Source organism: Pseudoflavonifractor sp. (assembly GCF_050943825.1).
Classification (GTDB): Bacteria; Bacillota; Clostridia; order Oscillospirales; family Oscillospiraceae; genus Pseudoflavonifractor.
In genome coordinates, this window is record NZ_JBMNPX010000022.1 from 32,874 (window position 1) to 46,348 (window position 13,475).

Consider the following 13,475-nt stretch of genomic DNA (forward strand, 5'->3'; position numbering starts at 1 on the left):
ATGGAACGCAAATGCCCCCACTGCGGAGCGGATCTGCCTGAGAACGCAGCCTTTTGCCCCCACTGTGCCCGGGATGTCCACTCCCGGAAGAAGGCCGGAAAACCAATGCCCCTTCGGAAAGCGCTGATTGTGGGTCTGGCGGTGCTGATTGTCATTGCGGCCGCCGCCTGGGCGCTGTGGAACCGCTTCGGCGCCCATACCCCCCAGGAGTACGACGGCGTGGGTGAGGTGTACTACACCACCGGCGACAAGACCTATCAGCTCCTGGTGGCCTGGCCCAACGACCGCTGCCAGAGTGCCCCCGACATCTATCAGCAGGGCGGACCGGATGACGAATACCGCTGGCCCTCCCGCTGGTACGTCAACGATGCCGCCACCGGCGCGGACGCCTGGACGGAGTTCGAGCCTCTGGTGGAGCAGGTCACCGTGGAGGTGGTGCCGGACGAGAATGCCTCCTCCCCCCTCACGGCCACGGCTCCCAGCCACGACGACTACTCCCCCGACGCCGCTATGGTGTCCTACCTGGACTTTACCGGCAGCTCCGGTGAGCCCCAGGTGGTGTGGACCGCCCAGATGAAGAACGGCGACGTGATCCGGGTGCGGCAGAATATCCACATCACCGCCATCATCACCCATGTGTACAACTGGCACGACTATCCTATGGGCACCATCGAGGAGCTCCAGCCCCTGCTGGACCAGATCGCCAGCGAGACCGCTGCCAACGACCAGGTGGAGGTCTACCTGCCCGCCGTGACCTATGAGGGCGATCTGGAGCTGCCCGGCCGCTCCATTGACTTCTACGGCTCCACCGACAGCGCGGCGCGCACCGTCCTACACGGCAGCGTCACCCTCAGGAGCGGGAGCTATTACTGGATCAACTACTTCTACGACATGGACTTTGTGGGGGATTGCACGGACATCGGCATCTCCGCCCCCGCCAAGTGCTGGCCTGTAGACTGCTCCTTCACCGGCTATAAGACCGCCGTGCTGGCCTACGGCGAGGCCTGGGTCAACGTGACCGGGTGCACCTTCATCGACAACCAGGTGGGCTTCCACTTCAACTCCACCGGACAGTCCGCCTCCCACGACCTGTACGAGGACAACAGGTTCCTGGATAACGGCACCGCCGTGCTGCTGGAGAACGTGCCCACCGAGATGACCATCTACTTTGACGGCTCGGTATTCTCCGGCAACGGCACCGACATCGACAACCGCTGCAATCACTCAGTGGACACCTCGGGCGCCCTGTTCGAGTAATGCTTCGACTGAAAAAACACCCTCAGACATGCGCAGTTGGCGCATGTCTGAGGGTGTTTTGTAATATTTTAATCTAATTATACGTTTTGTATGTCTTCTTCTCTGCTGTATGCGGAAAAATTCTCCGCCACAACAGCCAGCATCCTGCGCAGCTGCACAATCTCTTCCTGGCTCAGTCCCCTGTATTGGGTCTCCTGCAGCTGCCTGCACACCGACTGGAACACCGGCTTGAGCCGCTCTCCCTGCTCCGTCAGAGACACCACGCTGCTCCGCCTGTCGGCAGGAACCCGCTCACTCTTCAGATAGCCCATCTCCGCCAGCTTCTTCACCAGCACGGTCACGGTCTGGGGCGTCTTGCCGATCTGCTCTGCCAGCTCGTTCATGGGCAGGCGCTGTCCGTCAAACAGGGCAAGCAGAATCTGCCCGTGGGAGGGCGCAATCCCCGAAACTCCCGCCTGCTTCAGGGCCTCCAGCAGCATGACCTCCATTCCCCGCCGAATCTTTGAGATCACAGCAAACGAATCGTCATCCCTCACGTTTCTGTCCCTCCCCGTTTTCCAAACAGATTGGCCGCGGCGATAAACCGGTCGGCCTTGTCGTACTCAGGTTCGGTACACAGGCTGACACCCACATAGACCGCCAGCGAGAGCGCCACACCCAGAATCACCTGGGGTGCGGACTGGGGCGCCCAGAAGGCAGGCAGCGGCAGGCCGAAGCCAATGAGCAGGTTGTACACACAGTAGACCAGTCCCGTCACCATGGCGGCCATGGCACCCTTGGAATTGCCCCGGCGCCAGAGGAAGCCCGCCACCAGCGGCACAAACACACCGGTGGTGATCACATCGGAGGCCATCCAGGAGATCTCCAGAATGGAGCGAATACCAAGCGAAATAACGAGGGCAACGGCGGTGACCAGCAGGGTGGCCGTACGGGAGAATTTCAACTTCTCCTCCTCGCTCTTCTCCCCGCTTCTCAGATCAATGGCCAGTGTCATGGCGCCCGTATTGATGAGGGAGTCCATGGTGGACATGATGGCCGCCGCAATTCCCACAAAGACCAGCGCGCCCAGTGCCGGCGGCATATACTCCACCACCACCGCCGTTACCACACCGCCCTCGGGCATCTGCTCAAAGAGCACCAGGCCGGCCATGCCGGTCAAAACCACAATCAGGTACAGCGGAATGTAGGCAAAAAAGCTCATCACCGTCATTTTTCTGGCGTCTCTGTCGGTCTTTGCGGCGGATATCCGCTGCCAGACATTGGCCTGAATCATCCAGGCGCAGCCGAAGGTAATCACATAGGTCATATACTTGGAGGCCCCTGCGGTAACGCTCATATACTCCGTCTTTCCCGCTGCCTCCGCCGCGGCCTGGATGGCGCCCAGGCCGCCCGAGGTGTGCATTGCCACGACAAACACCGCCACCGCCGAAATCAGCAGCAGCACAAATTGGATGATATCGGTCAGCACCACCCCGCGGAAGCCGCCGAACATGGAGTAGATCAGCACAATTCCCGTCCCCACCACCACGGCAAGCTCATAGTTAAGCCCCAGGTAGGTGCCAAAGAATGTGCCGATACCCACCATCTGGGAGGCGGCCGTAAGGGTCATGAAAATCAGTATCATGACCGAGAGTATCTTGGAAACCGTTTTGGAATAGCGGGCCTCCATCATCTTACCCTGGGTCAGATAGCCCACCCGACGGATTCCCTTTGCACCCAGAATCATCAGCAGCGTGGAGATCAGCACCGGGACGCCGTAATACCAGAAGGCTCCAAGGCCGTCCGTGTAGGCCAGATCTGCTGTGGATATAGCGGAGCCTGCCCCCCACCATGAGGCAATGAAGGTGATGGACAGAGCCCAGAAGGGCAGCGTCCGCCCGGCGAAAAAGTAATCCAGTACGCTGTGATTTTTCTTTTCCCGGGTCACCGCCACCAGCAGCACCGCAAAGTAGACAAGCAGACCAACCAGTGAGATGATCCGCAGCATACAGATCCCCCCTTATACTTCGATATAGAATTATATTACAGCGATATCGAAGTAATGTCAATCATCTTCGATATGTCGTAAGTACAAAAAAAGAGACACGATTTCCATCGTGCCTCTCTTGGAGCTGGTAATGTGACTCGAACACACGACCTGCTGATTACGAATCAGCTGCTCTACCGACTGAGCTATACCAGCATATTCACTTTTCAATCCGCTGACGACAAGTAATCATACCATATTTTTGTGTCCCCGTCAATCTCCGGTTTTCTTTTCTGCCGCTAATATACTAACGGTATATTTTACTTTCATTCTGCCAGTCAGGCTGCATTTTTTCATCCTGTAATTCTTCTCTTTTCCAGCTATTCCGCTAACACTCCCCTCCACCTCCATTTTTCCGCACACTCATCTCGCCTTTTTGACCGCTTCCCTCCCATTTTTCTCACAGCGTTTTGTCGATTCTGTGCTCTTCTTCTGTTAACGTAATATCGTTCAATAACGTCATTTACTAGATGTTATCCACATTTTCCACATGGTTTTCCACACAGTCTTTTCCTCTATTTTTCACTCTTTTTCCACTTCTCCACTCAGTTTTGCACATCAGTTTTCCACCACTCCGGCCCTTTATTAGTTTACATAATTTAATTATTTTGGATTTCTGCATGCCTTACAGCCGTCTAATGCAAAAAGAAAGGGCTGATTCCTCAGCCCTTTCCAATATCCCGGGTGGCGCAGGCATTCAGGTCCATGCCCGCCCGTTTCCCGGCACAGTATTCATAATATCCCTGGCAGCCAATCATGGCGCCGTTGTCTCCGCACAGGCTCAGCTGAGGCAGGTAGAGCTTGTCGCCGCTCTCCCGGCAGGAGCGCTCCAAGTCGGCCCGGATGCGGCTGTTGGCCGCCACGCCGCCCGCCACGGCCACCTTGCCGTAGCCCTTCATCCGTGCGGCCTCCATGACCCTGGGCACCAGCATATGGCTCACCGCAGCGCCGAAGGAGGCGGCCAGAGCGGGTAAGTCCAGCTTCTCGCCCTTCTGCTGTGCGTTGTGGATCAGGTTGATGGCAGCGGTCTTGAGCCCTGAGAAGGACATGTCCAGGGGCGCGCCATCCACATGGACGGAGGGGAAGGGGTATTTGCTGTCGTCTCCGCCCTGGGAGAGCCGGTCCATGGGAGCGCCGCCGGGGTAGCCGATGCCCAGCACTCGGGCCACCTTGTCAAAGCACTCCCCTGCCGCGTCGTCCCGGGTGGAGCCCATGACCTCCATGTCGGTGTAGCTGCGCACGTCCACAATGGCGGTGGTGCCGCCAGAGACGCACAGACACACAAAAGGGGGCTCCAGGTCGGGGTGGGTGATGTAGTTGGCGGCGATGTGGCCACGGACGTGGTGGACAGGCACCAGGGGCACATCCAGGGCAAAGGCCACGGACTTGGCGAAGTTGACCCCCACCAGCACCGCGCCGATGAGACCGGGGGCGTAGGTGACGGCCACGGCGTCGATGTCGGCCTTGGTCACCCCCGCCTGGGCCAGAGCCTGGTCGGTCAGCCCGGCGATGGCCTCAATGTGCTTACGGGAGGCAATCTCGGGCACCACGCCGCCATAAATGGCGTGCATATCCGCCTGGGAGGCGATGGCATCGGCCAGGACGGTACGGCCGTCCCGCACCACCGACACGGCGGTCTCATCGCAGGAGGATTCAATGGCTAATATATTCATGGAAATTCCTTCTTTCGTTCCATCAATGGCGGGTTGGGTCCTCCGACCGTCCCACCAGATAGTCCAGCGAGACCTGGAAATAGTCCGCTAGCCAGATCCATCCGGCCAGCTTGGGCTCCTGCTCGCCGCTCTCATAGCGCTGATACTGGCGGAGGACAACCCCCATCTTTTCGGCCATCTCAGCCTGACGGAGGCCTTTTTTCATTCGAAGTTCCTTCAATCGGATAGGTTGTCTATCCATTTTCGTCCTCCCTCTTGACATGACTATTATAGTCATATATACTTCATTATGCAAGAATGACTAATTTAGTCGTAAATTGAGGTGTTAAGAATGGAACCCTTCTCCCATCAGCTCTACCTGCAATTCATTGCCCAGCGGCGGGAGCTTCTCTGCCAGTCTCCCGCCTACGAAGAGGCACTGGCAGGGTGGGACGTGGCCCTGAAATCCGGCGACGCGCTGGAGCTGGTGGACAGCCGCAACCTTCTGATGGAGACCTGGGGGATACTCTGCTTCTCCGCCGGGCTGCGGCTGGGCCTGTCCCTGGGTCACGAGCTGGAGGATGCGCTGCCCGACGAGCAGGGAATCTCCGCCATGGCCCGGAGCGGGTTGAACCCAGGCTCGTCCAGACGGTAGTGCCGCCGGTGGGCGGCCAGGGCGTCGGCAGCGGTGAGGGTGCCGGAGGCCAGCATGGAGTAGGTCACGCCGAACAGGCGGGCCCGGTAGTCCAGCATACGGAACCCGCAGCGTCGGTAGAAGTCAATCCGCCGGCGTCGGAGGGCATTGTCCTCCGCTCCCGCCTGTGGGTCCTCCGCCTCGGCCTCCACCAGCAGGCCGTCAAAGCCGCCGTAGTGGGCCTTGAGCTGCTCCAGAAAGGCGCTCCCCGTGCCCTGTCCCCGGCCCCCCTGACACACCGCCAGGTAGTCCAGCAGGGCACAGCGTCCCTCCTTGTCCCGCCACAAAAAGGCGTAGGCCAGCAGCTTCTCCCCCTGAAACAGGCCCAGGGTGTCGTACTGCCCGGTGCGGACCTGCCGCTCAATCATGGCCAGGGGCTTGCGCTCGGCGGGCGGGAAGTCCGCCTTCACATGTTCCCGGTACACCCGCCGGAGGGCGGCGGCATCCAGAAGGCGGATCTCTCCGCCGGTCATGCCTCTCCCCCGCTGAAGCGCCGGGTCATAATGATGGCGTCCTCCTTGGGGTCCTTATAGTAGTCCTTCCGCCGTCCCTCCTGGACAAAGCCGTTTTTCGTATAAAGGGAGATAGCCTTGTCGTTGGATGCCCGCACCTCCAGGGTGAGGAAGGCCAGATGTTCCTCCGCAAAGCGGATGAAGGTCCCCAGCAGGGCGTCGGCCACGCCCATACGGCGGTACTGGCTCTTGACGGCCACATTGTTGATATATCCCTCGTCCAGCACCACAGTGAGGCCGGCGTAGCCCAGGACGGTGCCGTCGTCGGCCACGGCCACGATGAAGGACGCGTTGTCGTTGTACAGCTCCTCGGCCAGCATCTCCTCTGACCAGGGCTGGGAGAAACACTCCCGCTCAATGGCCGCCACGTCGGGCACCGTGGAGCGGTCCATGGGATGCAGTCTGAAATCCATGTTCTGATACTCCTGTTGTCTGTTGATTAGCCCTTGGCCTCTGCCCAGCTCCGGCCGGCGGCGGCGTCGGCGATGAGGGGCACGGCCAGCCGGGCCACCGACTCCATCTCTCGGGAGAGCAGGGCCTTGACGGTCTCTGCCTCCTCCTCGGGGCACTCCACAATCAGCTCGTCGTGGACCTGGAGGATGAGCCTGGCCTGAAGTCCCTCCTCCCGCAGGCGGCTGTGGACGTGGATCATGGCCAGCTTCATGATATCGGCGGCCGTGCCCTGGATGGGCATGTTGAGGGCCACCCGCTCGCCGAAGGAGCGGGTATTGAAGTTGGAGGATTTGAGCTCAGGCAGCCAGCGGCGGCGGCCGAAGAGGGTGGACACATAGCCGTCGGCCTTGGCCCGGTTGACCACATCGGTCATATAGGCGTGGACGCCGGAGAAGCGGGCGAAGTACTTTTCGATATACTCCTTGGCCTCGTAGGTGGGCACGCCGATGTCCTGAGACAGGGAGAAGGCGGAGATGCCGTAGACAATACCGAAGTTGACCGCCTTGGCGGAGGAGCGCATGTGCTTGGTGACCTGGTCCACCGGCACACCAAAGACCTGGGCGGCGGTGACGGTGTGAATGTCCTCACCGGTGCGGAAGGCCTCAATCATGTGCTCGTCTCCGGCGATATGGGCCAGCAGCCGCAGCTCAATCTGGGAGTAGTCCGCGTCCACCAGCACCTTTCCGGCGGGAGCCACGAACATCTTCCGCAGCTCGGCCCCCAACTCGGTACGCACCGGGATGTTCTGCAGGTTGGGCTCGGTGGAGGAGAGCCGCCCGGTGGCGGTGACCGTGTTCTGGAAGGAGGTGTGGATGCGCCCGTCGGGGGCAATCACCTTGCCCAGCCCGTCCACATAGGTGGACTTCAGCTTGGTGTACTGCCGGTACTCCAGAATCTTGTCGATGATGGGGTGCTGTCCCCGCAGCTTATCCAGCACCTCGGCGTTGGTGGAGTAGCCGGTCTTGGTCTTTTTCACCGGCGGCAGACCCAGCTTGTCAAAGAGAATCTTACCCAGCTGCTGAGTGGAGTTGATGTTGAAGGTCTCCCCCGCCAGGTCGTAAATCTCTGTCTGGTCGGCGGCGATGCGCTCGTCCAGCATGTCGCCGAACTCGGAGAGGGCCTTCCGGTCCACCAGCATGCCGGCGTGCTCCATGGCCGCCAGCACCAGGCACAGGGGCAGCTCAATGTCATAGTAGAGCTGGTGCATGCCCAGCTCCTCCAGCCGGGGCGCCAGGACCTTTTTCAGGGCCCCGATGAGAGCGCAGTGGCTCAGCATGCCCCCCAGCACCGCCGTCTGGTCGGCCAGGGGGGAGAAGGCATCGGGAGCCAGATAGGTGTCCTTGGCTTTGGCAAATTCCTGGTTGAAGTAGGTGATGCCCAGCTTCTCCAGCTCGTAGCTGCCGTCGGTGGGGGCCAGGAGATAGGCGGCAATGGCGGTGTCAAAGACAAAGCCGTCCCCCGCCACGCCCTCCTCCAGCAGCCGGGAGAGCAGGGTTTTCACATCGTGGGTATTTTTCTTGATATCAGCGGCAAAGAGGGCCTTCAGCACGCCGTTGTACCCCTCCAGCCTGTCGGCCCGGAGAACGGCGGCCCGGGAGTGGGACTCGCTCTCCCACCACTCCACCGCCACGGCGTTCAGGTCGGGCAGGGCCAGCACGTCCACGCTCTCCTGCTCCCGCCAGATGGCCAGCAGCTCCTCCGCACGGGTCAGGTCGGTGACCTCCTCGCTCTCGCAGGTGCCGGTGACCGCCTGCTCCTCTGTGGCCACCGCCGTCTCCCCCTGGGGGGCCTTCAGGCCCATCTTGTCGATGAGCTTGGAGAACTCCAGCTTGAGGAACAGTTGGTACAGTTCGGTCTGGTTCACCTCCCGCCGGGCGGCGTCCTCGGGCTTGAAGTCCAGGGGCGCGTCGGTGCGGATGGTGGCCAGGTCATAGGACATCATGGCCTGCTCTCTTCCCTCGGTCAGCTTCTTGAGCACGGCGGGCTTGGCCTCCACCTTGTCCAGGTCGGCGTAGATGGCCTCCACGCTCTGGTAGCGCTGGATGAGGTCCATGGCGGTCTTCTCGCCCACACCCTTGACGCCGGGGATGTTGTCGCTGGCGTCCCCCATGAGGGCCTTCAGGTCGATGATGTGGATGGGGTCAAAGCCGTAGGCCTCCCGGAAGGTGTCGGGAGTCATCTCCTTGGTGGTGGTCTGGCCCATGCGGGTGGACACCAGCTTCACCCGGGTGCGGTCGGTGACCAGCTGGAGGGAGTCCTTGTCGCCGGTGACCACCACCGTGTCCCACCCGGCGGCGGCGTCCTTCACCGAGATGGTGCCGATGAGGTCGTCCGCCTCCCAGCCGTCCATCTCGTACCGGGGGATGTTCATGGCGTCCAGCACTTCCTTGAGGATGGGCATCTGGGAGGCCAGCTCGTCGGGCATGCCCTTCCGCTGGGCCTTGTAGCCCTCATAGGCCAGATGGCGGAAGGTGGGCGCCTTCCGGTCAAAGGTGCAGCACAGAGCGTCCGGCTTCTCCTCATCCACCAGCTTCTGAAGAATGGTGAGGAAGCCGTACACCGCGTTGGTGGGCTGGCCGTCCCGGGTGGTGAGCATGTGGACGCCGTAAAACGCCCGGTTGACGATGGAATTTCCGTCGATGACCATGAGCTTCATGGGGTTGCCTCCTGCCTCCGGGTTCCCCCGGACATAACATTTCAGTATACAGTATACCAGTTTTCCCCCATCGGGGCAAGAAAAACCGGGCTGTCCTCAGCGGGACGCCCGGTTCGTCTGTTCCGCCGCCAGAGGGCGGTACACGGTGAAGTACATGGTGAGAATGCAGGCCAGACCGCCGATGACGTTGGAGATGGGTTCGGCCAGGAACACGCCGTTATACCCAAAGCCCAGAGAGGGCAGCAGCAATGTCAGCGGCGCCACGATAAATGCCTTGCGCAGCAAGGAGAAGAAGATGGCGTTCTTGCTGCGGCCCAGGCCCACAAAGATGGCCTGGCCGATAAACTGGAGGGACATACAGAAAAAGATGGAGAAGTAGGTGCGGAAGGCGGGCACACCGGTGGCAATCAGCTCCGCGTCGCTGTTGAACAGGTGGATGAAGGCGGCGGGAAACAGCATGACCACCGCCCAGACAATCACCGAATACCCCATGGTCACCGCGGTGGTGAACCGGATGCCCTGCCGGACCCGGTCATTGGCCTTTGCGCCGTAGTTGTACCCCAGCACCGGCTGGCAGCCCTGGGTGATGCCGCTGACCGGCATGGTGATAACCTCCCGCACCGAGTTGATGACGGTCATCACGCCCACGTACAGGTCGCCGTACTGCACGCCGCCCCAGTGCTGGAGGGTGGCGTTGCAGAGAATCTGCACCAGGGAATTGGTGAGGGCCATGACAAAGCCGGAGGTGCCCAGGCCCACAATCCGGGCCACCCGGGCCGCCCGGAGCTTCATCCTGCTCAGCCGCAGCCGCACGATGGCCTTTCCTCCGGTGAGGAACCACAGCACCCAGGCCGCCGAGCAGGCCTGGGAGATGACCGTGGCGATGGCGGCACCCCGCACCCCCAGGCCGAAGCCGAAGTCAAAGATGAAGATGGGGTCCAGCACGATGTTCACCGCCGCGCCGATGGACACGGTGAGCATCCCCATCCGTCCAAAGCCCTGGGCGTTGATGAAGGGGTTCATACCCAGGCTGACCATGACAAAGACGGTGCCCAGGGCGTAGGTGGACAGATAGCTGTCCGCATAGGGGAAGGTGGCGCCGCTGGCGCCGAAGAGGTAGAGGATGGGCTGGCGGAACAGGAGGATGAGGGCGGTGAGGGCCACGCCCAGCCCCAGCAGCAGGGCAAAGGAATTGCCCTGGACCCACTCGGCCTCCTCGTTGTCCCCCTTACCCCGACAGATGGAACATAGCGGCGCACCGCCGGTGCCGCACAGGTTGGCAAAGCCGATGATAATGGAGATGACCGGCAGCACCAGTCCCACACCGGTGAGGGCCAGCCGCCCCACACCGGGCAGACGGCCGATATACATCCGGTCTACAATATTATAAAGGATGTTCACCAGCTGGGCCGCCGTCATGGGCAGGGCCATCCTGGTGATGGCCCCGGATACACTCCCCTTTGTAAAATCATTCTTCCCGCCTTCCACAGGCCCGCTTCCTTTCCGGTTTGACTTTTTATTTTCTCATTGTATACTATTTTTGAATACAGGGCAAGGAAGACACCCTGCCCGGGAAAGGACGGCGTATGCTATGACGCTGCTGGAAGAGGCGCGGGCACTGGCGCCCGCGCTGGAGGAATTGAAGGCCCAGCTCCACCGCAGGCCGGAGCTGAGCTTCCACGAGGTCAATACTACAGCCAGAATCCGTGCTCTGCTGGTGCCCCTGGGGATGGAATTTCTGGACCTGGGCATGGAGACCGGCGTGGCCGCCCTGCTGCGGGGCGGGCGCCCCGGGCCCACCGTAGCCCTGCGGGCAGATATCGACGCCATCACTCTTCAGGAGCCAGAGGGTCCCGGTTCCTCGGAGGTGGAGGGCGTCATGCACGCCTGCGGCCACGACTTCCACACCGCCTGTCTCTACGGCGCAGCCAAGCTCCTCGCAGCCCGGCGGGAACAGCTCGCCGGCGCTGTGCTGCTCATCTTCCAGCCCGCCGAGGAGGTCACCCAGGGGGCGGCGGCCATGCTGCGCCACGGCCTGTGGGAGAAGGCAGGCGGCAAGCCTGCCGCCATTTTCGGCCTCCACAACCGGCCCGAGGTCCCCTGCGGCCAGGTTGCCGTACTCCCCGGCCCCATCATGGCGGGCAAGAACAACTTCACCCTCACCCTCTACGGCAAGAGCGGCCACGGCGGCTCACCCCACAAGTGCGTGGATGTGATTGTCCCCGGCGCGGCCATTGTGAACGCCGCCCAGACCGTGGTGAGCCGCTGCACCGACCCGCTGGACAGCCTGGTGTGCTCGGTGTGCTCCATCCATGCGGGCACGCCGGACAACTTCGCCCCCGACCTGCTCACTATGACGGGCAGTCTGCGAGCCCACTCGGACGCGGTTCTGGCCGACGCCTCCGCCAAGCTGGAGGCCCTGGCCAGGGATATCGCCGCCGCCTACGGCTGCACGGCAGACTTTGTACTGGAGCCCCAGGTACCCGTGACCTGGAACGGCCCGGAGACCACCGCTCTGGCCCGGCAGGCCGCGGAGGAATTGGTGGGCGCAGAGAACGTGGTCCAGCCCCGGCCCGACATGGGCAGCGAGGACTTCGCTGTCCTCTCCCAGGGCATCCCCAGCTTCTTCTACTGGCTGGGCTCCGGCTTCCCCGGCCGCGAAAATCCCTGCTGGCACAACGTCCATTTCCGCACTGACGACCAGGCGCTCCCCCTGGGCGCCGCCCTGCTGGCCCGGTCGGCGGAACTGGCGCTGGAGGCCTTTTCTTCCGCAAAACCGTGACAATTTCCCTTCTTCACATTTTGTGTATCCACGTCCCGGAAACACTTGTCCGGGACGTGGATTTTTTACGAAAAAATCCCAAAATAGATATTGACATTTGTTTGTCAAAGTGTAATAATAGTCCCCGGTAAGAATCGTTATTTTTTTGTCAATACTTTCTGACATTTTATTTGGAGGTTTTTGTTATGTCCAGATTTACTCTGCCCCGCGACATCTATTACGGTGCCAACGCTCTGGAAGCCCTCAAGACCCTGAAGGGCAAGAAGGCCGTCATGGTTCTGGGCGGCGGCTCCATGAAGCGCTTCGGCTTCGTTGACAAGGCCATTGGCTACCTGAAGGAAGCCGGCATCGAGACCAAGCTCTTTGAGAACGTCGAGCCCGATCCCTCTGTTGAGACCGTCATGAAGGGCGCCGCCATGATGCGCGAGTTCGAGCCCGACTGGATCATCTCCATGGGCGGCGGCTCCCCCATCGACGCTGCCAAGGCTATGTGGGCCTTCTATGAGTACCCCGAGACCACCTTCGAGGACCTGATCACCCCCTTCAACTTCCCCGAGCTGCGTCAGAAGGCCAAGTTCTGCGCCATCCCCTCCACCTCCGGCACCGCCACTGAGGTCACCGCCTTCTCCGTCATCACCGACTATGCCAAGGGCATCAAGTACCCCCTGGCTGACTTCAACATCACTCCCGACGTGGCCATCGTTGACCCCGCTCTGGCTGAGACCATGCCTCCCCACCTGGTGGCTTACACCGGTATGGACGCTCTGACCCACGCCATCGAGGCCTATGTGTCCACCCTGCACACCGTGTTCACCGATCCTCTGGCTATCGAGGCCATCCACATTGTGGAGAAGGACCTCATCAAGTCCTTCAAGGGCGACATGACCTGCCGCGAGGAGATGCACTATGGTCAGTGCCTGGCCGGCATGGCCTTCTCCAACGCCCTGCTGGGTATCGTCCACTCCATGGCCCACAAGACCGGCGCCGCCTTCTCCACCGGCCACATCACCCACGGCCTGGCCAACGCCATGTACCTGCCCTACGTCATCGCCTACAATGCCAAGGCTGACGGCGTTGCCGAGCGCTATGCCGACATCGCCCGCACCATGGGCGTGGTGGGTGACACCACTGCTGAGTTGGTCGAGGGCCTGCGCGCCAAGATCCGCTCCATGAACGACGCCATGGGTATTCCCAACACCCTGAAGGACTTCGGCATCATCGAGGACGAGTTCAAGGAGAAGCTGGAAGCCATCGCCACCAACGCTGTGGGCGACGCCTGCACCGGCTCCAACCCCCGTCCCATCGACCCCGCCACCATGGCCAAGCTGTTCACCTGCATCTACTACGGCACTGAGGTGGACTTCTAATCTCACCACTCCTTTTCCCTCCTACATACAGAGCGGCGCTGCCCGAAAGGGCCGCGCCGCTCTGGCGGCTGCGCAA

The 13,475-nt window shown here is 61.3% G+C and carries 13 protein-coding genes and 1 tRNA gene; 4 read left to right on the forward strand and 10 right to left on the reverse strand.

What is annotated here, in order from left to right; all coding sequences use genetic code 11:
* A complete protein-coding gene (locus tag ACOX7T_RS13370) occupies positions 1–1,257 on the forward strand; it encodes a zinc-ribbon domain-containing protein (protein WP_433443614.1) in 1,257 nt (418 codons plus the stop codon).
* Positions 1,258–1,334: 77 nt separating this feature from the next.
* Here ACOX7T_RS13370 and ACOX7T_RS13375 read toward each other — a convergent pair whose 3' ends face one another.
* The 6 genes from ACOX7T_RS13375 to ACOX7T_RS13400 all read right to left on the reverse strand — a co-directional run bounded on the left by ACOX7T_RS13375 (position 1,335) and on the right by ACOX7T_RS13400 (position 5,218).
* Complete coding sequence (locus tag ACOX7T_RS13375) at positions 1,335–1,769, reverse strand: MarR family winged helix-turn-helix transcriptional regulator (protein WP_433443616.1); 435 nt, start codon at positions 1,767–1,769, stop codon at positions 1,335–1,337.
* 20 nt (positions 1,770–1,789) lie between these two features.
* Positions 1,790–3,244 (reverse strand): sodium:solute symporter family protein, encoded by a 1,455-nt coding sequence (locus ACOX7T_RS13380; protein ID WP_433443618.1) that lies wholly within the window; start codon positions 3,242–3,244, stop codon positions 1,790–1,792.
* A gap of 119 nt (positions 3,245–3,363) precedes the next feature.
* Positions 3,364–3,439 (reverse strand) — tRNA-Thr (locus ACOX7T_RS13385).
* 57 nt (positions 3,440–3,496) lie between these two features.
* Positions 3,497–3,634, reverse strand: coding sequence for a hypothetical protein (locus tag ACOX7T_RS13390; protein WP_433443621.1), 138 nt, complete (start codon positions 3,632–3,634; stop codon positions 3,497–3,499).
* 311 nt (positions 3,635–3,945) lie between these two features.
* Positions 3,946–4,956: a tRNA (adenosine(37)-N6)-threonylcarbamoyltransferase complex transferase subunit TsaD gene (gene tsaD / locus ACOX7T_RS13395; protein WP_433443623.1), complete on the reverse strand. Its 1,011-nt coding sequence runs from the start codon at positions 4,954–4,956 to the stop codon at positions 3,946–3,948.
* A gap of 22 nt (positions 4,957–4,978) precedes the next feature.
* Positions 4,979–5,218 (reverse strand): helix-turn-helix domain-containing protein, encoded by a 240-nt coding sequence (locus ACOX7T_RS13400; protein ID WP_433443625.1) that lies wholly within the window; start codon positions 5,216–5,218, stop codon positions 4,979–4,981.
* 69 nt (positions 5,219–5,287) lie between these two features.
* On the opposite strand from ACOX7T_RS13400, the gene ACOX7T_RS13405 reads away from it, so the two are divergent.
* The gene (locus ACOX7T_RS13405; RefSeq protein WP_433443627.1) at positions 5,288–5,590 is read left to right on the forward strand and encodes a hypothetical protein; all 303 of its coding nucleotides are present in this window, start codon (positions 5,288–5,290) and stop codon (positions 5,588–5,590) included.
* On the opposite strand, the gene ACOX7T_RS13410 is transcribed toward ACOX7T_RS13405, so the two are convergent.
* From ACOX7T_RS13410 to ACOX7T_RS13425, 4 genes are all read right to left on the reverse strand, one after another.
* Positions 5,503–6,102, reverse strand: coding sequence for a GNAT family N-acetyltransferase (locus ACOX7T_RS13410; protein ID WP_433443629.1), 600 nt, complete (start codon positions 6,100–6,102; stop codon positions 5,503–5,505). The two genes, ACOX7T_RS13405 and ACOX7T_RS13410, sit on opposite strands and share 88 nt — an antisense overlap.
* Positions 6,099–6,554, reverse strand: coding sequence for a ribosomal protein S18-alanine N-acetyltransferase (rimI, locus tag ACOX7T_RS13415; protein ID WP_433443631.1), 456 nt, complete (start codon positions 6,552–6,554; stop codon positions 6,099–6,101). The genes ACOX7T_RS13410 and rimI overlap by 4 nt, the downstream gene beginning before the upstream one ends.
* Before the next feature lie 26 nt (positions 6,555–6,580).
* A complete protein-coding gene (polA, locus tag ACOX7T_RS13420) occupies positions 6,581–9,250 on the reverse strand; it encodes a DNA polymerase I (protein WP_433443633.1) in 2,670 nt (889 codons plus the stop codon).
* 96 nt (positions 9,251–9,346) lie between these two features.
* Positions 9,347–10,681 (reverse strand): MATE family efflux transporter, encoded by a 1,335-nt coding sequence (locus ACOX7T_RS13425; protein WP_433443644.1) that lies wholly within the window; start codon positions 10,679–10,681, stop codon positions 9,347–9,349.
* 160 nt (positions 10,682–10,841) lie between these two features.
* On the opposite strand from ACOX7T_RS13425, the gene ACOX7T_RS13430 reads away from it, so the two are divergent.
* The gene (locus ACOX7T_RS13430; protein WP_433443635.1) at positions 10,842–12,032 is read left to right on the forward strand and encodes a M20 family metallopeptidase; all 1,191 of its coding nucleotides are present in this window, start codon (positions 10,842–10,844) and stop codon (positions 12,030–12,032) included.
* Positions 12,033–12,217: 185 nt separating this feature from the next.
* Complete coding sequence (locus ACOX7T_RS13435; protein ID WP_433443638.1) at positions 12,218–13,399, forward strand: iron-containing alcohol dehydrogenase; 1,182 nt, start codon at positions 12,218–12,220, stop codon at positions 13,397–13,399.
* Positions 13,400–13,475 lie beyond the last annotated feature (76 nt).